Annotated in this window: 19 protein-coding genes; 12 read left to right on the plus strand and 7 right to left on the minus strand. The window is 31.3% G+C overall.

The genetic code is table 11. The annotated features are described in order from the left end of the window. The first annotated feature begins 17 nt into the window (after nt 1-17). A complete protein-coding gene (locus MOV50_RS05460) occupies nt 18-539 on the plus strand; it encodes a hypothetical protein (RefSeq protein WP_321779385.1) in 522 nt (173 codons plus the stop codon). Next, complete coding sequence (locus MOV50_RS05465) at nt 532-2,382, plus strand: caspase family protein (protein WP_321779386.1); 1,851 nt, start codon at nt 532-534, stop codon at nt 2,380-2,382. The genes MOV50_RS05460 and MOV50_RS05465 overlap by 8 nt, the downstream gene beginning before the upstream one ends. A 254-nt stretch (nt 2,383-2,636) precedes the next feature. On the opposite strand, the gene MOV50_RS05470 is transcribed toward MOV50_RS05465, so the two are convergent. From MOV50_RS05470 to MOV50_RS05485, 4 genes are all read right to left on the minus strand, one after another. Further along, nucleotides 2,637-3,302, minus strand: coding sequence for a site-specific integrase (locus MOV50_RS05470; RefSeq protein WP_321779387.1), 666 nt, complete (start codon nt 3,300-3,302; stop codon nt 2,637-2,639). A 315-nt stretch (nt 3,303-3,617) separates the two neighbouring features. Next, nucleotides 3,618-5,027 carry a HipA domain-containing protein gene (locus MOV50_RS05475; protein ID WP_321779388.1) on the minus strand — a complete coding sequence of 470 codons (1,410 nt, stop codon included), beginning with the start codon at nt 5,025-5,027 and terminating at the stop codon, nt 3,618-3,620. Nucleotides 5,028-5,029: 2 nt separating this feature from the next. Then, entirely contained in the window at nt 5,030-5,281 is a 252-nt protein-coding gene (locus MOV50_RS05480; protein WP_321779389.1) for a helix-turn-helix transcriptional regulator, read from the minus strand. 466 nt (nt 5,282-5,747) lie between these two features. After that, the gene (locus MOV50_RS05485) at nt 5,748-7,634 is read right to left on the minus strand and encodes a TIGR03768 family metallophosphoesterase (protein WP_321779390.1); all 1,887 of its coding nucleotides are present in this window, start codon (nt 7,632-7,634) and stop codon (nt 5,748-5,750) included. 230 nt (nt 7,635-7,864) lie between these two features. Between MOV50_RS05485 and MOV50_RS05490 the strand changes: the two genes are divergently transcribed. The 4 genes from MOV50_RS05490 to MOV50_RS05505 all read left to right on the plus strand — a co-directional run bounded on the left by MOV50_RS05490 (nt 7,865) and on the right by MOV50_RS05505 (nt 12,979). Then, a complete protein-coding gene (locus MOV50_RS05490; protein WP_321779643.1) occupies nt 7,865-9,265 on the plus strand; it encodes a GH1 family beta-glucosidase in 1,401 nt (466 codons plus the stop codon). A 236-nt stretch (nt 9,266-9,501) separates the two neighbouring features. Next, nucleotides 9,502-10,971 (plus strand): acetyl-CoA carboxylase biotin carboxylase subunit, encoded by a 1,470-nt coding sequence (locus MOV50_RS05495; RefSeq protein WP_321779391.1) that lies wholly within the window; start codon nt 9,502-9,504, stop codon nt 10,969-10,971. A gap of 157 nt (nt 10,972-11,128) precedes the next feature. Continuing rightward, nucleotides 11,129-12,004, plus strand: coding sequence for an AraC family transcriptional regulator (locus tag MOV50_RS05500; protein WP_321779392.1), 876 nt, complete (start codon nt 11,129-11,131; stop codon nt 12,002-12,004). Between the two features lie 756 nt (nt 12,005-12,760). Continuing rightward, nucleotides 12,761-12,979, plus strand: coding sequence for a cold-shock protein (locus MOV50_RS05505; RefSeq protein ID WP_321779393.1), 219 nt, complete (start codon nt 12,761-12,763; stop codon nt 12,977-12,979). Nucleotides 12,980-13,051: 72 nt separating this feature from the next. On the opposite strand, the gene MOV50_RS05510 is transcribed toward MOV50_RS05505, so the two are convergent. Continuing rightward, nucleotides 13,052-13,192: a hypothetical protein gene (locus MOV50_RS05510; protein WP_321779394.1), complete on the minus strand. Its 141-nt coding sequence runs from the start codon at nt 13,190-13,192 to the stop codon at nt 13,052-13,054. Nucleotides 13,193-13,392: 200 nt separating this feature from the next. Continuing rightward, on the minus strand, nt 13,393-14,286 hold the full coding sequence (locus tag MOV50_RS05515) for a glycosyl transferase (RefSeq protein ID WP_321779395.1): 894 nt from the start codon (nt 14,284-14,286) through the stop codon (nt 13,393-13,395). Nucleotides 14,287-14,393: 107 nt separating this feature from the next. Between MOV50_RS05515 and MOV50_RS05520 the strand changes: the two genes are divergently transcribed. The 6 genes from MOV50_RS05520 (at nt 14,394) to MOV50_RS05545 (ending at nt 20,526) form a co-directional block, all read left to right on the plus strand. Continuing rightward, nucleotides 14,394-15,194 carry an SDR family oxidoreductase gene (locus tag MOV50_RS05520; RefSeq protein WP_321779644.1) on the plus strand — a complete coding sequence of 267 codons (801 nt, stop codon included), beginning with the start codon at nt 14,394-14,396 and terminating at the stop codon, nt 15,192-15,194. A 9-nt stretch (nt 15,195-15,203) separates the two neighbouring features. Next, a complete protein-coding gene (locus tag MOV50_RS05525; protein WP_321779396.1) occupies nt 15,204-16,124 on the plus strand; it encodes a helix-turn-helix transcriptional regulator in 921 nt (306 codons plus the stop codon). Between the two features lie 102 nt (nt 16,125-16,226). After that, nucleotides 16,227-17,039, plus strand: coding sequence for an SDR family oxidoreductase (locus MOV50_RS05530; RefSeq protein WP_321779397.1), 813 nt, complete (start codon nt 16,227-16,229; stop codon nt 17,037-17,039). Nucleotides 17,040-17,086: 47 nt separating this feature from the next. Beyond that, nucleotides 17,087-18,304, plus strand: coding sequence for a cytochrome-c peroxidase (locus MOV50_RS05535; protein ID WP_321779398.1), 1,218 nt, complete (start codon nt 17,087-17,089; stop codon nt 18,302-18,304). Beyond that, nucleotides 18,301-20,136, plus strand: coding sequence for a multiheme c-type cytochrome (locus tag MOV50_RS05540; protein WP_321779399.1), 1,836 nt, complete (start codon nt 18,301-18,303; stop codon nt 20,134-20,136). The genes MOV50_RS05535 and MOV50_RS05540 overlap by 4 nt, the downstream gene beginning before the upstream one ends. After that, nucleotides 20,137-20,526: a thioredoxin family protein gene (locus MOV50_RS05545; RefSeq protein ID WP_321779400.1), complete on the plus strand. Its 390-nt coding sequence runs from the start codon at nt 20,137-20,139 to the stop codon at nt 20,524-20,526. A 1-nt stretch (nt 20,527) separates the two neighbouring features. Here MOV50_RS05545 and MOV50_RS05550 read toward each other — a convergent pair whose 3' ends face one another. Further along, the gene (locus tag MOV50_RS05550; RefSeq protein ID WP_321779401.1) at nt 20,528-20,842 is read right to left on the minus strand and encodes a hypothetical protein; all 315 of its coding nucleotides are present in this window, start codon (nt 20,840-20,842) and stop codon (nt 20,528-20,530) included. Nucleotides 20,843-20,901: the final 59 nt, after the last annotated feature.

Here is a 20,901-nt window from a genome sequence, read left to right on the forward strand (position 1 = left end):
AAGCAAATAGAAAAAAAATGTCAACTTATATGTCTGCAGAAAATAGTTACACAATTCACCATGGTAGTTCATTTGGCTCTGTAGATAACAATGAATCAAAATTAACAGAGCATACAGTAAATATAGAATTTGAATACAGTAATATTAGACTTTATAAAATTGAACAATTTTATCTGTTTATTACTAATTTTATTGAACAAATGAGTTCCCAAATGATAAAAAGCATGTACCAAACACTTAATGATACCTGTGATAAAGTGGGTAATACAATTGATGTAAAAGAAAAAAATATGAGTAATTCTGAAGCATTTTTAGAAATGATAAAAAAAGTTGAATTTGGGGTAGATAAAAATGGCAAGGTTTTGATCCCTAGTATTCATTTACATCCAAGTCAAGCCACAAAATTCATGGATGAAATTAAGGCACAAGGCAAAGAATATGAAAATTTAGTTGAAGATATCACAAAAGAAAAAAGTGAGCAAGCTATAAAAAAAGAAAATGAAAGACTACTAAAATACGAAGGAGTAACACTTGAATAATTATTTACTATCCATTGGATGCAATGAATATGATTCTTCTTCAATTAACAATCTAGAGGGAGCAGAAAATGATGCCTCAAATATATTTAATTGCTTGGTTAAATCTAAATATTCAATATACAATAATGATATTTCAAAATGTCTTCAATCACCTAGACTTGAAGACATACGTAATTCATTAGAAAATATATTATATGATGCTACTTGTCCTGATATATTTACATTATTCTTTGCTGGGCATGGTGGAATAATAGATTCAACCTACTACCTTTTATTAAAAGATTCTAACCCTGATAGATTAAGTTTATCTGCTATTTCTTTAAGTGAAATTTTCAGAATCATATCCTCTTCAAATATTAAGCATATTAATTTAGTAATAGATGCTTGTAATACCGGTGGATTAGTTAATGATTTAATGAGCATCATCAAGCCTGATATTATTGGTAAAAAAGGTAGTATAGGAGTCTCAATCCTTGCTGCAGCAGCTTCCGATGAATATGCCATCGAAAAGAATGGAGAAGGTGTTTTTACTAGTAATTTAATCAATTTTATTAATGGAAATAAAAAAATAAGTTCAGAAATTGAATATCTAGATTTAGTGACATTAGGGAAAAGCATTTCTAATCTTTTTAATGAAGAAGGTATAGCACAAACACCCTCAGCTTGGGGTTTGAATTTGTATGGTCCAAGTGTATTTGCAAAGAACTTATTTTTTAATGCTGATGATTCAATAGGTATACATAATTTTTCCTATGTTCCCTCTATATCAAGATTAGGTACAACTTTAGAATCATTTAAAAATGAACTATGGAAATACTATGAAGATATTGATAATATTTCAGATTATGCTGAATTATTACATTTAATGCAAAGTATTTTTGATGAAATTAATGATGAAGATAAAATTTTTTTTATAAGAGGTGTGGGATACAGATTTATCGAAAAAATCGACAATGATATTAATATGAAAAAATTGGAATTGATAAATGTATTTAAATCTTTGCTATTACCATTTTTAACCAATCCAAATATTAAAGAAGAAGTTGAAAGACTAACAGATTATTTTAAATATTTTGGTGTAAAAAGTATTCTAGGTATAAATGAAAAATTTGAAATAGATAAAAATTTCTTAATTTGTAAAAATGAAATGCTTTCAAACTATTATTTCTTACCTATTCGTATATCAAAATTACTATCTATCAGTGCTCAACTACTGTTACTTGATAAATTATTAACAGCAAACATTCTAGAACTAATTGATAATATTAAGAAGTATTATTTTAATCATTTCATAGTTTTAAACGATCTTCAAGCAGCAAATTTATATATCTTTTTTAAGGTATTCAGTAAATTACATTTACAAGAATATGTAAAAGATATTCTAGAAAATTACATTAAGAACTTTCTTGATATTAACGGAAATATTGCTAAGTTTGGGATAGATGCAGAAGATACATTTAAATATCTTTTTCAAAGACACTCAGAAGAAGAGATTGAAACTAATCTGCTTGCAGTTCCATCTCAAACGGGATCTGTCTTTATATTGATTTCACAAGATTATAAATTAGATAAATATCTTAATCTTCATATACACCTTTTAGACAGAAAGAACTTTTTATTATTCATTCCAAAAAACTTATATGATTTTTCAGCACCTATTATACGAGACGGTCATAACTTAATATTACAATGTGGGCTACATTTTTGGACAGTTGCAGACTTTTTATCTATTTACCAAGATGCGATTAAAGATAAGCTTAACAATACTGATGAATTACTAAATGTTTGTTGTATTGCAAGTTCATATATTCAACCAAATAGAATTCCAATTTTAACTATTTAGCTATTTAATTAGTTCATAAATTTATCTCGCTAGATAATATATCCGGCGAGCCATTCTCCAGAAACCAAAGGCCTCACTACATCTCTAGCAATTGATAAAGTTGTGTATGACTTATTTCGTGTCTTTTTTGGAGTCTTTTGATGATTTTGAGGTAGATTTGGCAAAAAAAAATGGATATTAGCATTATCAACAAGAAGCACAAAAAAACTAGTGAATAACACTAAGCCATTCACTAACTTCAAGAAAATAATAATCTAAGCTGACAAACTCTCTAACTGGTTTCTAGTGTCATCTTGATTAAGCTTACCAAATTTCAAATAATATCTACTAGTAATCTCGGTCGATTTGTGTCCTAAACACTTTGACACAGTAGAGATAGGAACTCCTTTTTCAATGGATAAGCTGGCAAATGAACTTCTAGTCTGATAGAGTACAATTGTAGGTAACTTAAGTCGCTTAAGCATTGGCTTATAGTAAGTATCTGTAATTGACCTCGTATCCCTGTAATAACTTCCAGTTTTAGGATTAACAAATACATACTCCGCTGTAGAACTCTCTTTATACTTCAGTAAAGCATTAGCAAGCTCTTTTACCATTGGAACTTTACGAACTTCATCAGTTTTAGTTACATCTAAAACTCCCTTATGAATGCTAGTTGCAAAAGTAATCAGGTGGTTGTCAAAGTCAATATCATCCCATTTCAAACTTGCTATCTCACCCACTCTTCCGCCTGTAAAAAACGCAACATACATATAGGTATTGATAAAAGCATGTTTAGCTTTATCAATGGCAGTTCCATCCTCACAAATATCATCTAAAATCACTCTCATTTGTTCCTTAGAAAAATAGTTATCATCTTTCTTCTGTTGCTTTTTGAAAAGCTTTGAAATAGGATATTGGATTAGTTTTAATGTATCCATTTTCTATGCTGTAATCTAGCACTCTCTTTAGAACATAAAATTTCTTGTTAAAACGACTTTGAGAAATTTGTTTTTGAGTTCCTTGAGCTTCTTTGAGAGCCAGTTCTGCAACATCTCCAAAGGTAGGTTCATCTGTATTTTAGATGAACTTACATCTTTACTAAATAAAGCTAAACAATACTACAAGCCTGAGTTAAAAAATAAATTTGAGATGCAAAGAAAAAGACCAAGAAGAGCGGAAAAACCACTATGAAAAATAGATTAGATTTAATCAATCAAAACTATTTATAGAATTTCTATCAGTTCAAGAGTGCTCTAAGAAGGAATTAACTCATTCTCTATTGAAAGTAAATATTTTTCTACAGCTTCTTGTTTAGAATAGTCACTTTTACCAACTCTTTTGAGTACTGTATCTTCGTAGCTATCAAAAAAATCATCATAGCTTTCATCCTCAAATGGTAAATCAAATCTCATTCTATTTACAACATCACTTAGTTTGTCTAATCTTTGTATGATGTTATTTTTATATTCTTGAATAAACCCTTTTTCTTCCTCTTTTAAACTGTTGTCAATAAAACTAAAATCTAAATTTTTATATATTTTTCGAGCTAATTTTTTAAAGTCATTAAAGTATTGAATTTTTGATATTTTATTCAGTTGTAAAAATTCTAGCATATCAAATAGACCTATTTTTTCAAACTCAAACTCATCATCTATAGCCATTGCCATATCTTGGGCATACTTACCTTTATACATGCTTACATTCACAATATCATAAAACGGAGCTATTTCTAAGCCATTTTTATCAACAAAAAAAGATATGTTTTTACCATGAGCATCACTATTTCCTAAAATGAGATTAATCATATTCCAAGTCACTAACTCTTTTTTAAACAAAAGAGGGATTTTTGCTTCCTCTGCAAGATTAAATAGTTTTTCAAACGAGACACCATCTCGTATATCTTTAGAGTTATATAATCGCTCATATTTATATGTTGATGGGTAACCTAATGCTTGAGTAGAGTCAATAATATGTAACCGTTCTATATGCTTATCATTGATGAGTTTTCTGTCAAACCTCTCTACAAACAGAACATTCTCGCTTCCTAACTTCTTATACTCAACTTGGGCAACATTTATTCCTACAGCTTTTGCGAGTTTAAGAGATAAGTACTCATTTAAAATTACATTCTCATTTTTCCGATTAAATTTAAGAATATGAGTAGAGCAAATATCTCCTTCTCCTAAACCGATAACACCATCAATAATCGCAACAGCTAATTTCTCTTGAACACCTGCAAGACTCAGTCTTAGTTCCTCATCCCAAAGTATAATAGATTGAACATTTTTTTGAGATACCCTCTCTTCAAGTTCATCTAGTGGTATCTCTCTAAAACTTGTTGGTATATCAAGCTCTCTGCTCTGTGTAAAAGTTAATGCCCCTGTTGTTTCAGCACCAATATGTTTAAGTATAGAAAACTTATCGGATTTAGAAATTTGATAATAAATACTCATTTCATCTAAACCCTCTCCCTCTGGTAAGAGATTTTCAACAAAAAGTTTAAAAGCATAATCCTCAAAACCGCTGAATTTTAAAGATGGACTTAACTCAAATCCCTCTTTAATCCAATTATCATCATAAACGAAGTTAAAGTTTTTTAATAAAGGTTCATATTGAAGTAATCCTACAAGAGTTTTTTTATAATAGACATATAGTTTTTGCATCATTAATCCTCAAACTTTATTTTTATACCTAGCATTTTTGCAACATGAAGTGCTGTAGAGAGTCGAACACCTTTAAAACCTTTTTCTAGTTTCTGAAGAGTGACATTAGTAATTTGACAAAACGAGGAAGTTTCCATGATAGTAAGACCTAGCTCTGTTCTTTTTGCTTTAATCACTTTTGCAAAATCTTCTTCATTTTTTATATGCGTAAATGTAACTTTTGGGGTCGCTACAACTTTTTTACCTTTTGCCATCAAATAGCCTTTTATTAATACTTTAGTATTATTATAGCTAAGAAGTAGGGGAAAAGTCAATTATCATATACTAAAGTATTAATATAATAAATTAACTACTAATATTTATATATATTAATACTTTAATATTATTTAATAATCTATTGTTCCCTTAGTTCAAAGATAGTCTACTAGAAAATTGATATATGAGATACTTACAACTAATACATTCATCTATAAATAGGGCATGTTCAATTCCCTGAGGGTCCGCCAATTCAAATAGTAAGCGCAACACCTAGTTAAACTGCTACCTAATATACTTCTTTGCTTCAGAACTAATATTTCTTAATTCATTACTGCAAAAAGCTAGAAGATGTCTAATCTATAGGGGACATTCCATTTTTCTTTTTACACTAATTTCATATCCCTAGTTTTTTTATTTGTTATTTTAGGAATAAGAAAACTGATTTTATTACCTTCATTTAGACTAAATCGTAGGAAACAATAATCGCATTTTCGCTTTCATCTTTGTATTTAACTGTTTTAAAAGTTCGGCATTATATGAACCAATATTTGAATCTATTGTTTTAATAGTAGGATCTGCAACACCGGGATACCTAGGATCTGCTCCTATTAAATTTGGATTAAGCACTGTTTTTACTATCTGCTGTGTGGCAACTGCATATTTTCGTGCTGTCCAAGCTGGAGTTCCCTCTTTAACAGCTGAATCGACATTAGTTACAGATATTGAAATTGTGTAGTCACTATTAAGGCTAATATCAAATAAACGCATCTGCTGAGGGAAGTTAAATAAAGATGATGTTTCAACCTGCCAAAAACCTTGCTCTGCATTATCATGAACAAATGCTTTAACAGTATTTACATGTCTATGACCTGCTGTCCACATCAAAAGATTTGGATGACTATGCAGCTCAGTTATTAAATCTGTTAGCGTTACGGCATTTTCTATTTTTGCTGATGGAGTACGACTATTCTCATACCAGTCCATAAAAGTATCACCTGAGCCATCTTCATTTGCATAGGGACTTACAGCTATTGGAACATGACAAGCAATAATCATTAGTTGTCCAGCACTACTGCCAGATGCAAGTTCTTCCTTTAACCAAGTCCATCTATCCTCATCAAGAAAACCACGCCCATGAATACTATGATCACCATCGTCTTCTCTTTGAGTATCATCAAGAACAATAACCTTTATTGGAAGTTCTGATTTAGGTATAAAACTATAACAAGCAAAGTCAGGTTGTTTCCCAGATGGAACTAAGTTAAAACCATGACCAACTGGACTACTTGTTGTGTTGAAAAATTCCTGAGCCCATTGTGCTTTTGTCAATGAGCGACGATTAACATCAGGAACTACAGTAGGTGCTGAGACAAAATCTGTAACTGGACCAGCTTTTATCATATCACCCCTAGGAGTTGAGCCATCTAAAACACCCATATAGTAAAGAGGTGGATTCATGTTGTATATCTTACCAGCATTAGCAAGAGAGTTTGACATTGCAATAATTTCATCGCTAACATAACTTTCTCTTAAATTTCCTTCATCTGGAGGAATTGAACCCATCCAAAAATGGTCATGATTACCAATTGCTTGATACCATGGAATCTCAGGATCAAGTCCAGCTGCTTTATAAGGCTTCTGATAGTCGATAGTCTTCTCGCCAACATGAACTCCAGAACTTGGAGTAATAACCTTGCCATCTAGTACATCTATATACCATCTAGTTTCATTATACTGAGTGCTATTACATGTGTCTCCAAGTGAAATTCCAAAATCAATTGAATCTTGTTTATGTAGAGCATTTACCGTCTGAATTACAGCATCAAGCACATGAGTTGTATAGAGCATTGATGGTGAATAGACTGAAGTAATTTTATCCTCAAAATCTACGCCAAATTTATCTCCAACAACATTTGCGGGTTGTAAATACATCAACTGAGAAGGAGATTCTTTATCAATAAGATGTATATCAGTAATAGCGAAGAACTTTAATAATCTAACAGATTCATTAGCTACTGGCTTTGTGTAAGAGGTAGGCATAATATCTAAACGAACTGGAGCACTAAGCACATTTTCATCATATGACCAAACCCCATATCCTTTTGAATCATATTCTGAAATATTTTGAAGATTTTTTGGAACAATAATTGAGGAAAAAGTTTGACTTAATTTAACTCTTCTTTGTAGTGTCGTTAAAACAGTAGAATCAATTGGATATCCAGATGGCTCTACAGAAGGTTCTGACGAATCTAAACTACTACATCCTCCTAAATATATAAGAGAAAGCGCACCAGATGAATATTTTAAAAAATCTCGTCGTGCTAGAGTATCAATATTTTTACTTGACATTTAAGTATCCTATTTTAAATTATATATAGATTCGAAATCCGCAAATTATAGCAACTATTCTATAAAGATTATATTAACAACAAATGCTCAAGTTTTTAAATTTTAAGTGCAATTTTTGGAAATATGCTACAATTATCCTAATGAAAATATAATAATTAATATAAGACTTCAACATATAACAAAGTCATTTTAGGAGCATTATCATAGATATAATTTACGACCAAAAAAAGATATTACAAGCCGCAACATACGCAAAGCCAAAGTTTCCAGATGACTTTTGTTGGGGTGTCGCATCAGCTGCTTATCAGATTGAGGGCTCACCAGATGCAGATGGCAAAGGCAAATCAATTTGGGATACTTACTCACACATACCTGGTAAGATGAAAAATAATGATACTGGAGATATTGCCATTGATCACTACCGTCGGTACAAAGAAGATATACGGTTAATGAAAGAAATGGGAGTAGATGCTTACAGATTTTCCATATCTTGGCCTCGCATATTTCCAAATGGCGATGGGATGCCAAATCCAAAAGGGCTTGATTTTTATAGTAAACTTGTTGACGAATTGCTCAAGGCTGGCATTAAGCCATTTGCTACGCTATATCACTGGGATTTGCCACAAGCACTTCAAGATAAAGGAGGATGGCAATCTCGTGATACTGCTTACGCATTTGGAGAGTATGCTGGTTATATTGCTGAAAATCTAAGTGATAGAGTAAATAACTTCTTCACAATCAATGAGTTTCAAAATCTTGTCGACATGGGACACCGTGGTATAGATATGGTAGTTCAAGGCAAACCTGTTAAAATTGAGCTCGCACCAGGCTTAAAGCTCAATCAAAAATCGCTGAATCAAGTTGCTCACAATGCCGTACTTGCTCATGGTATGGCAGTCCAAGCAATACGTGCATCAGGAAAACCTGGCACTAAAGTTGGACCAGCAGAAGTGATGTTCTGTGGTGTGCCAATAATTGATACACCTGAAAATGTTAAAGCAGCCGAGAAAGTGACGCGACACCTAAACGCACGATTTTTAGATGTTATGCAAACTGGTAAATATTGCAAATCGTACCTCGAAGAAGCTGGCAAAGATGCACCAGAATTCACAGATGAAGACTTAAAAATAATCTCTTCTCCAGTAGATTTCATAGGTATTAATGTATATATACCAAAAATGTATGTTATGGCATCTGATAATAAAGCAGGTTATGAAGAAATACCCATGAATGTATCTCATCCTAAGATGTCATCACCTTGGCATACATTTTCACCAGAAGTACTTTACTGGGCAGCTCGCCTAACAGACTCAATATGGAATCCAAAGGAAATTTATATTACCGAAAATGGTTGTGCTACAAGTGATGTGGTAGATGCTAATGGCAAAGTTTTCGATGAAGATCGTGTTATGTACTTGCGTAATGCAATGGGGCAATTGCAAAGAGCAACTTCAGAGGGCATACCAGTAAAAGGTAACTTTGTATGGAGTGCATTCGATAATTTGGAGTGGACAGGTGGCTATGGTACACGTTTTGGCTTAATACATGTAGACTATGAAACGCAAAAACGTACTCCAAAATTGAGTGCAGCTTGGTTCAAAGAAGCTGCAAGATGCAATGCGGTAGTATAAATAAATAACAAACACTCTGGATAGTAGAACATTTTCGCTACTAAAAATAATTATTTAGCCTGAAATATTTTACTTTAAATCTACTTTTCAGACTCTCGTATTTTTCATTAAGCCTAAAATAACAATAATGGACAATTTATTCTATTTTAATGAATAAATAAATTGACAAAAAAAAAGAAGATTTTTTAGTATTCTATCTATTATAATAGCGTTTAAATTTAATATGAGGACTTGTTATGAAAAGAATTTCTAAAGTGTTAGTAGCCAATAGAGGAGAAATAGCTCTGAGAATTATAAGAGCATGTAAAGAACTTGAAATAAAATCGGTAGTTATCTTTTCCGAAGATGATGTAAATGGAATATGGGTGCCACGAGCTGATGAGTGTTATCCTATACTTGGTAATCCTGTAGATGCATATCTGAAGTATGATAGAATAATTGATCTAGCAAAAAAATCAAACTGTGATGCTATCCATCCAGGTTACGGTTTCTTGTCAGAGAGTGCTGAATTTGCACAAGCGTGTATAGATAATGATTTGATTTTTATAGGACCAAAACCAAAACACATAGAACTATTTGGAGATAAAATGGCTTCAAAAGTTGCTATGAAAAAGATAAATGTTCCTGTATTAGAAGGGACAAACAGCCCTATTATTGATATAAAAGAAGGTAAGAGAATTGCTTTAGAAATAGGTTATCCCATTATAATTAAAGCAGCATTTGGTGGTGGTGGAAGGGGTATGAGAATTGTTCATTTTGCTAATGATTTTTCTAAAATGTTTGAATCTGCTACTAATGAGTCTATAAAATATTTTGGTAAAGGGGATGTTTTTATAGAAAAATATGTTCAAAACCCTAGACATATAGAGATACAAGTTATTGCCGATCAATATGGAAATGTAGTTCATTTAGGTGAAAGAGACTGCTCTATTCAACGACGACATCAAAAAGTAATAGAGATAACACCTTCCCCGCTATTAAATGATAAAGTTAGACAAAGTCTTTGTGATATTTCTGTTAATGCTATGAAAGAACTTGGGTATGAGAGTGTAGGAACTGTTGAATTTTTAGTTGATGAAAAAGATAATGCATACTTTATAGAGATGAATACGAGAGTGCAAGTTGAACATCCCGTGACAGAGATAGTGACTGGTGTTGATATTATCCAAAGAATGATAGAGATAGCTTCTGGGGATAAATTAAAATATAAACAAAGCGAAATACAATTTAGAGGGTACGCTATAGAATTTAGAATCAATTCTGAAGATCCTCAAAATAATTTTATGCCTACATCTGGAGTGGTAAAAAAATATTTAACACCGGGTGGTCCTGGAGTAAGGCTTGATACTAGTTTGTATTCAGGATATGAATTACCGACATGCTATGATTCAATGCTTGGAAAGTTGATTGTTTGGGCGCTTGACTGGAAAGGTGCAGTTCAAAAAGCTAGACGAGCATTGGATGAGTTCCACATAGAAGGGTTCAAAACAAATATACAACTCCATAGAGAGATTGCGAAAGATGAAAGTTTTAAAAATGGAAAATTCGATACGGGATATTTAGACATGAATATGAATAAGTTTGATTTAGGGGCAAAAAGCTCTATCGCAAATGAAGAGGAGAAATCTCTTGAATTAAAAAATTTAATTAAGAAAATAAAAGAAAATAATTTAGTATCACTTAAAAATAAATTTATTCTTTATTAAGTTATCTTTTTTAAGCATCTATCTCCTTTCAATAACTTGAAAAAAGACTTTTTAGGCAGCTTTCATACTGCCTATTTTAACTCCGCTCATGACACTACAAATGCTATAGACTAATACAACTAATACAGTTAATTACTTATTTTTGCTATAATTTTTTATGCATAAAAATACACTGCAAAAAAACACTAAAATTGCTAATAGTATAATGTACTATATTTACACTCATATAGATGTAGATATTGATATAAATGAGTTAAGTAAAAATCTTAATATTAGTAAATTTCATATGCATAAAGTTTTTAAAAATATATTTGGAAAAAATATTTATGAGAGTATAAAATCTATAAGACTTCAAAAAGCAGCTAGTTTGCTTTTAACGAATAAATATTCAACTATTTCGGAAGTGGCAAACTTATGCGGATATAGTTCCCATTCTTCATTTATAAAAGCTTTTAGAAACAAGTTTGAATCTTCTCCAAAAGAGTGGAGAAATGGAGCATATAAAAAATACTCGAATTCAATCTTACAAGATTCTAATATATCTACAGAAACTAGTATTGATTTTTCAAATATTATAGCTACTATTGTTGATATGCCAGAAATGAAAAGTTATTATATACGAAATAATAGCTATATAAATAATGTTAAAGAGACTTGGCAGAAACTATATACGCTGATTTTAAACAATAAAGTAAAAAAGTATCAAATGATAGCTTTATTGCATGAAAATCCGACTATAACTGATTTAAATAACTATCAATATATAGCTTGTATCAAAACAGACGAAAAAGAAGATATATTAACACAACGATTACCCAAATTCAAAATATCAAATGGTGTATACGCAAAATTTGATTTACAAGGTAAGGGTGAAGATATACTAAGATTTATACAATGGGTATATCACGATTGGCTAGTTAATAGTGAGTATGAGACAACAACAAAGCCTTCATATATTATTTATCACAAGAATAATTATCTAAATAATGAAAATTTATTTGATATTAGTTATTATATATCAATTAAATTTTAATAAATCTTTATTCTTTGTGATAAAGGATTTAAAGTACATAAAACTACGATATATTGGTAGCTAAAAAGAATGGCAAAAAGTTAGGAATTCAGAGATATAAATCCAAACAATACTACAAGTCTGAGTTAAAAAATAAATTTGCGACATATTATCATTGGGATGATGAGTAATGTCTTCAACAAGCTATTTGGGTTGCCAAGAAGAATGAATTTGACTTGAAATCAGTTCAAGGGTGGTCAGAGAAAGAAAAATATTTAGAAAAGTTTAAAATATTTAAAAATGCTCTGTTATAAAACAAGTAACTTTAATTTTTAGGGGCTAAAAAATAAATATTATCTCATTAGTTCCTTAAATAAGATACCTTCAATTCCATGATAGTCCACTATTTTTTTTATATAATCCCCTTATAGGCGATATTTACAAAGATTTTTCATAATAAATTCTTATAGGAGCATTTACAATTTTATTGAAAAATTGGTCGCAAATTTGTCACACTGTAATACAAAATAAATTACTTAAATTTCATCTTTTGACTCACTATATCTAAGTAAAAATCTAAATAAACTAACTTACCCATATATTTAATATTTTATTTAGCTATACTGTCATCAATAAAAGATGATTTAAGTTACATATTTAGTCTGCTTTGCATTGATGACTCCAAGTTATACAGTATGATTCACCTAACAGAAAAGCTTCATATTAGATTTTAAACTACCTCAGAAATGTGGTATATTCAAACACAAAGGAATTACAATGGGAACATTAGTAAATGGTACAATTAAATGGTTTAACGAAGATAAAGGTTTCGGATTTATCGAACAAGAAGATGGTGGAAAAGATATATTCGTACATTTCCGTCAAGTTAACAACTCAAGTCATGGACGCGTTTCACTAAATGAAGGTCAAAAAGTAACTTTCGAAATTGGTGAAGGCGAAAAAGGCCCTCAAGCAGAAAACGTTACAGGTCTGTAATCTTTATATGAGCGGTTTATCCGCTCATACTGTTCTAAATCTATATATTTTAAACTTATAGTATTTAAAGTTTTACTTTTCTATATTACTTCTATCTTCATCTGATGTTTCATCATTTTTTTGAGCTAACTTTTTCTTACGCTTTTCTTCTTTTTTTTTCTCTTTTTCTAGCTCGCGTGTATGTTTTGCATAACTATAGTTTGTTTTAGCCATTAGTAGTCCTAACCTTGTTGTTTTTTCAGTTTTTTGTCATTACGCTTTTCTTTTAAGGTTTTTGCTGGTGCTTTTTTAACTGATTTTTGAGAGTCTTTACCTTTTGCCATAATCTATTCCTTTGATTTAAATTTGTAAATCGTGTATTCTTCTTCATATTTTATACAATTAAAGCTTAAAATTAGCGATTACATAAAAATTTAGTTCAACTTCTCCCAAGCTTCATCAATATTTGTAGCATTTTGAGTAACAAAAAGATAGACAGCGGCATTTAGTTTTGCTAGTTTTAAATACTCATCAGATGGATTATTTAACTGATTTAGAGAGTCTTCAAGTGAAATAGTATCCCAAGATTTTGTGTAGTTGATGCCAAAGTGTTCAGGGTCAACTATAAACTCTTCAAGTTCTTCGCCTTGACAAACCCAAAGTCTTCCTTTACTAAAGAGTTCCGGTGTTCCTTCATTTCCTTGAATAAGAGCAAATCTTTTGTAACGGTCTGAAAAGATTTCTACATATTTTTTTACATAAGGTTTATGAAAAACACCTGTAATTGCGTACTCACTATTTGCAACACGAGGAAGTTTTTCTATGGTATTAAATCCTGTACGAAGTCCTAGTTTCATGCGAAGATCAGTTAAATCACTTAGTTTCGCAAAGAAATCTTTTCTGTCAAAATAGTGTGCATTTGAACTTAACTCGATTTTAGAGCATATATCTTTAATAGTTATACCCCCCTTTGCTGGAGTTAAATCATCTCCTATTAAAACTAAGTTTAAACTAGAGTCTTGTAAAACTTTTGCAACAAGAGGAAATATATAAGGATTTTTTGCTTTGCCGTCAAAAGGATAACCTAGCTCAAGAGAGTTAGCGATAGTAGTTTTTTGTATGAAACCATCACAAGCATCTATGGCTCCACGAAACTCTTCAACTGTTTCAGGTTTTAAGCGCCAACCCAAAAGAAAGGCAGCAGCTTGTTCACTTGGAATACTCTGATTTAATATCTGTTGCATCATATCTTTTGATTCTTCAAAGCTTAAATCTCTATTGCCTTTAGGTCCCGTTCCTACCGCGTGTATATACTTAAAAAAGTCCATTTTTTCTCCATACTATATTGATATAAATCTATATTTTTTATAATTGTGTATGATATACTCATATACTTAATCTTCAATGAGGTATTAGCATTAGAAAAATAGTTTTAATAACAGGTGCTAGCTCTGGTATGGGCAAAGCTACCGTAGAATTTTTAGCAGAACATAATTTTTTAGTTTATGCGGGAACAAGAGATGTTAAAAAGCTACAGGATATTAAAAATGAAAATATTATTCCAATACAACTTGATATTACAAATGAAAAAAGTGTTAAAAAAGCCATAAAAACAATCCATTCTAAACATAAACGAATAGATATTCTTGTAAATAATGCTGGTTATGGACTTGTTTCAACAGTTGAAGATGTCAGCGAAGAGGAGATGTTTTCTCAGTTCAATGTTAATGTATTTGGGGTTTTAAGAATGTGCAAGGCAGTTATTCCTATAATGCGAGAGAATAAAGATGGAATTATTATAAATATATCTTCATTTTTAGGAAAAATTGGTCTTCCTCTTTTAACTCTTTATAACTCTAGTAAGTATGCAGTTGAAGGCATTACAGACTCTTTGCGTTATGAATTAAAAGATTTTAATATAAGAGTTCACTCTATCATGCCCGGATTTTTTAATACTAAATTTGCAAGAGATAATCTCGTTACAAACCTTGAAACTTTTGATAAAAACTCTCCTTATGCATCTCTTGTTTCAAATCTTGCACCTGTGATAGTTGAGCAAATAAACAATGGCAATGCCCCACAAGAAATCTCCCAAATGATTTTAGAAATTATTCAAAATGACAAATTCCCCGCTCGTGCAACTATTGGCGATAAGGCTAAAAAATTTATACCAATGAGAAGAGAGTTGAGTGATGAAGATTTTGAGAGAAGAGTTCGAGAATATTACAACTTATGATGAGCTTCTATGGATAGTTTCTTCTTTAACATAACAGACACCAGCTACAAAATAACTAAAATATATGAAAATAAAAATGAGCATATTACTAGGGTTGATATCTCTAATGGCATAGTATTTTTTGATATGCATTTAAACCCAGCATCTACAAAAGAGTTTAAAGTAAAAAATCTCGATAGAATGGTTGTTATAGCAGTTTGTAAAAAAGGTAGTTTTACTCTTGAGGACAATATTGCAAAAAAAACTTACGGAGTAAAGGAAGATAGTATAAATGTTTTTACATCTTCTAGACAAGACTTAACACTTAAAATACAAGAAGGGAAAAAGACAGATTTTTTTGTGCTTTTTATTGCTGATTTTATTTTAAAGAGATATCTAAGTTCAAACTCAAAAGAGGTTATAGATTTTTTATACAACAACATTCAAGAAGAAGTTTCTTGCGAACTTATCAACTCACAGCCCCTAGATGCCATAAGTTTACACATCATAGAAAAGATTATAAACTCTTCAAGTGATGACTATATGAATAGCATAAGATGTGAACATAATATTTTAGAGTTTATGATTCACAGATTTGGACTGCTTGATATGCAAGATGATGAACTTAGCAATGATGAGATTTGCATCGCAAGGTCTTCAAAGGCTATTTTACTGCGTAGTTTTAGCACGCCTCCGAGCATCGAAGTTTTAGCACATCTATGCGCAACAAATGAATCTAAATTAAAAAAAGTATTTAAAAAGGTGCATAAAACAACTATTTATGGTTATGTTCAAAAACTGCGTCTTGAAAAAGCAAACATACTTCTTAAAGAGCAGTTTTTAAATATTGGAGAGATTGCCAAAGAAGTTGGTTACAAACATCAAGGTCATTTCTCAAAACTATTTTATGAATTTTATGGAGTTTATCCAAAAGATTTATTAAAAAAATAATCCCTCCTCTGCTAAAATAAAATTCTTCTACTGCTAAAAAACTATTGATGATAACTTTTAATTGATATATACTTTAATAAATAAAATCACAAGGAAGTCAAAATGTCAAAAGTAGTTTTAATAACAGGTGCCAGTTCAGGAATGGGTGAGATTACAGCTAAAACTTTAGCTGATAATGGATATATTGTATATGCTGGAACGAGAGACACAAGTGCTACTCCAGATGATTCTTCACTTAAAAATATTTATATAGATGTAACAAAGACAGATAGCATAAACAGTGCGATAGAAACTATCATTAAAAACGAAGGCAAGATAGATGTTCTTGTAAACAACGCAGGTTACGGTCTTTTAGCAACTGTTGAAGATGGAACTGATGAAGAAATGTTTAACCAGTTCGATGTAAATGTATTTGGACTTTTAAAAGTTACTCGAGCGGTTCTTCCTCATATGAGAGAAGCAAAAAGTGGTGTAATTATCAACATCTCTTCTTTCCTAGGAAAAATTGGTCTTCCTCTTTTAGCTCACTATAACGCTTCAAAATATGCGGTTGAAGGGATAGTTGACTCATTAAGATTTGAAACTCTTCCTTTTAATGTTAGAGTTCATTCTATTCAAGCAGGTCTTTTTGGTACTAACTTTGTAAAAAGTGGACTTGTAGCAAATGCTCAAACTACTGCTGAGGATTCACCATATAAAGATTTAGTTTCTCACTTTGTTCCAATCGTTGCAAAGGCTATAAACGAAGGACCTTCTCCTCAACCAATCGCAGATGCTGTAAAAAATATTATCGAAGATGAAAATTCTAAAATATTCGTGCCAGTTGGTGGGGAAGCTGAGACTTTTGTTCCTTTAAGAAAAGAGTTAAGTGATGAAGATTTTGAGACAAAAGTGAAAGAAACTTTTGGCATCTAAGAAATCTCTTTAGTGTATAATATAAAAAATATGTTTAGGAAAAATTTATGAAGTTTTTTGTTTATGTCTTTATTGGTTTATTGATAGGTGTCTTTGTTGTATCTATTTTGTTACCAACAAAAGAGAAACCTCAATACAGTGATGATGAGCTGAGAAAAGCTGCACTTTCAAGAGATATGTCAAGTACGCCTAGTACTTATGAAGAACTTTTAAAGCTTGTTGACACAGAAGAAAACAAGCTCTCTAGAGCCAAAATAGAACTAGGCAAAGATTTATACTTTGATAAAATACTTTCAAAAAGTAAAGATATAAGCTGTGCAACTTGTCATGTTATAAGTAAAAATCAAAACGATAAAAATATCTACCTAGATGCTTTAACTTCTAAAACAAACGACAAAACAGACTGTGTTATCTGTCATCTCTCCGATCAAAGCGGGGTTGATAGATTTGAAGTAGCAGTTGGAGATGCTGGAAGAGAAAATCCTTTTCATCTAAATACTTTAACAACTCTTAATGCAGCACTTGCCAAGTACCAAACTTGGGACGGAAGTGTAAAAACTGTTGAAGAGCAAGTTGGTGCATCTATACAAGCAAAAGAACAAATGAACCTATCAGCATCTGAGGCTGAGAAAAGGTTATCTCAAGATGATGTTTATCTGAAAAAATTCGCTCTTGCTTTTAAAGATGAAAATATAAGCTTCCAAAATATCCAAAAAGCGATAGGTGCTTATCTCAAAACACTTGTCACTAGAAGCGATTATGATAGGTTTTTAGATGGTGATAACAATGCCATGAGCAAATCAGCCAAAAAAGGTTTAGCAAATTTTTTAAATTTTGGATGTAAAGGCTGCCATACGGGAGTAACTGTTGGTGGGCAAAGCATACAAAAATTTCCGCTTAGAGATTACAACAGTATCATTGATGTTACAAACTCTTTTAATGAGTCAGAAAAAGGTAGAGAAGTTAGCCAATTTAACTTCAATGCAAAGATGTATCACCCTTTTCCTTTCCAAAACAAAGGCGGTTTTATGGGTAAAGACGGCGAAAGACTCTTTAGAGTTCCTATGCTAAGAAATGTTACAAAAACTTCACCATACTTTCATAATGGAGCGATTAAAGACATAAGAGATGCTATTTTTCTTATGGCTAAACATCAACTTGGAATGAACCTTACAGATGAACAGGTTGATGAGATAGTTGAGTTTTTTAAAGCTCTTGAAGGTGATATAGTTGATTATAAAGTTGTTGATAGAGGTGAGTCGTGAAAAATATACATATGAAAATATATATCATACTAATGTTTCTAAGTGGTATATTTCAACTTAGTATCTTTAACCTAAGTTGGGAGTATTTTAGGATGGTTCAAGCAGTTCATATTTTAAGCTCTGCTCTTGTGGCTATCTTTCTTCTTTTACCTTATGTAAATCTTCATACTTATGAGTATATGATTGTCAAAAAGGCTAAAAGTACAAGTGGTGTAATCCTTGGTCTTTTACTCTTTTTTATCATTGCTAGTGGATTTTACCTATTTTTAGTTGGAAATAGAGGCTCAGATAATCTTGGCATCTACTCTTACTATATCCATCTTTACGGTTCATTTGTATTACTTTTCTTTTTATTTTTACATGCAAAGAAAAAAATATCTTCAAATATAAAAACAACTCTCGCTATTGCTTTACTACTTAGCATCTCTTATCCAAGTATCTCATACAGTGCTGATATAGAAAAATTGACAAATATAAAACTTGAAGCTGGTGTGGATAGATATCATAATGAAGACTGGACTAATTCTGCTAAATGTAAGTCTTGTCATACAGAGATTTTTAATCAATGGGCAGACTCCAACCATAGGCATCTAACAGGAACAAATCCTTACTATATGGTCATGGAAAACCTAGCTGCAGCAGATATGGGCGATGAATTTAGACAGTGGTGTATGGGCTGTCATAATCCTAGTGCTGTTACTACAAAGCAAAAAAGAACTACCCACAATATGGATATTAACAATATGCCAAGTTTTCTTTTTGAAAGTGGTGCAAAAGACTTAATAAGTGACTTAAAAACTCATGGCAACTCAAAGCTTGAACAAGGCGTATCTTGTGTAACTTGCCATAGAATTACAGAGACAAAATCCAAAGGAAACAGTTCTTACTCTCTTGACTTAACAAATAGAAAAAAATATGTTTTTGAAGATAGTAATTCTGATGTTGCTACTTTTTTAAGTGAAAAGTTTATAAACTCTAATCCTTTAGTTCACAAAGAGAGCTACTCAAAAGAGCTTTATAAAAAAAGTTCTTACTGCGCATCTTGCCATGATGAATTTCTTCCTGATGACTCAAAAAGACCGATAGTCTCTACCTTTAAAGAGTGGGAAAAATCACCCTTTAATAACCCTAAGGACCCTAAAAAACATAAAACTTGTGTAGATTGTCACATGACCTACTTAAAAGACGATAAGCACTCGCCATTGAAGGGAACTTCAACAACTGGTGGAAAAGTAAAAGATGACATAAAAGTTCATTACTTCGCAGGATCAAATCATTTCTTGTCTGGCTTAAAAAGTAAAGAACATGAAGATCAAACTTTGCAACTTCTTCGTACTTCTGCCAAAGTTGATGTAGAAATTCAAAAAGGCAAGGTAGTAGTTGGTGTTAAAAATGTTGGTGCTGGACATCATTTACCAACTGGTGTTTCAGACTTTAGAGAGCTTTGGCTTGATATTACCATCAAAGACAAAAACTCTAAGATTGTGTTTAGTAGCGGTAAACTAAAAAAAGATGGTAATTTAGATACAGATGCTAGACCTTTTATGAAGGTTTTTGGAGATGAAAACTATAAGCCTGTAGGACTGCTTTTTTGGAGATATAAAAAACTCATAAGCGATACAAGGATTCCTGCTGGTGAAAGACGAGTTGAATCTTTTGATATTTCAAATCATAAAAATTTAAAATATCCTTTAAGCGTAGAGGTAAGACTAAACTTTAGAATTTATCCTCAGTGGGTAACAGATATAGTTAAAAGAGCTTATCCACAATTGCCAAATCCACCTGTTATAACGCTACAAACTGTAAAAAAAGAGTTTGTAAAAGCTAAGTAGATGCGTATTATTATACTCTCCCTTTTACTCTTGTCATCAGTCTATGCCAATCATGTAAGTTGGTATGGAGATTTTGATAAAGCACATCAAGAAGCTTTAAAGCAGAACAAAAAGCTTATGGTATTGCTTATAAAAAAAGATTGTCCAAAATGTAAACAAACACTTAAAACAGCATTTTTAAATCAAACTTATATAGAAAATATTAACAAAAATTATATATCTGTCATAGTTACAAAAAATCAAAAAGCAAGTTATCCTATTGAGATGCTTTATACTTTTACATATCCATCGCTATTTTTTTTAGACAATAAGGAATTATTTATTTGTGAACCAATTAGAGGAGGGATAACTCCAGATAAACTAAATATCCATCTGAAGAGTTGTAAGTGAGTTAGTGAGAAGTTTTATTAAGTTCTTCTGCAATAGCATCTTGAAGGTCTGATGTATTTACATTTTCATCAAATGCTATCTCACCTCTAGAATATTTTATCGATGTTGAAACTGTTTTTTCATCTTCAGTTTTTTCAGCTAAAATTTCGTTATTTTTAAATTCAGTCATTCTCCAACCTGTTTTTTCCCCTGCTTTTATAATTGCATGTTCTATTTTTTTGCTATCATACTTTTTTACATCAAGTGTTCCGCCACAACCAACTGAGAACAAAAGAGTAAGAGCAGAGATTAAGGTTATAGATAAGATTTTTTTCATTTTACTTCCTTTTTTTATTTTCTTAATAAAATATAAATTTTACAAAGAAATTCAATAAA

Source organism: Sulfurimonas sp. (assembly GCF_029027585.1).
Lineage (GTDB): Bacteria > Campylobacterota > Campylobacteria > Campylobacterales > Sulfurimonadaceae > Sulfurimonas.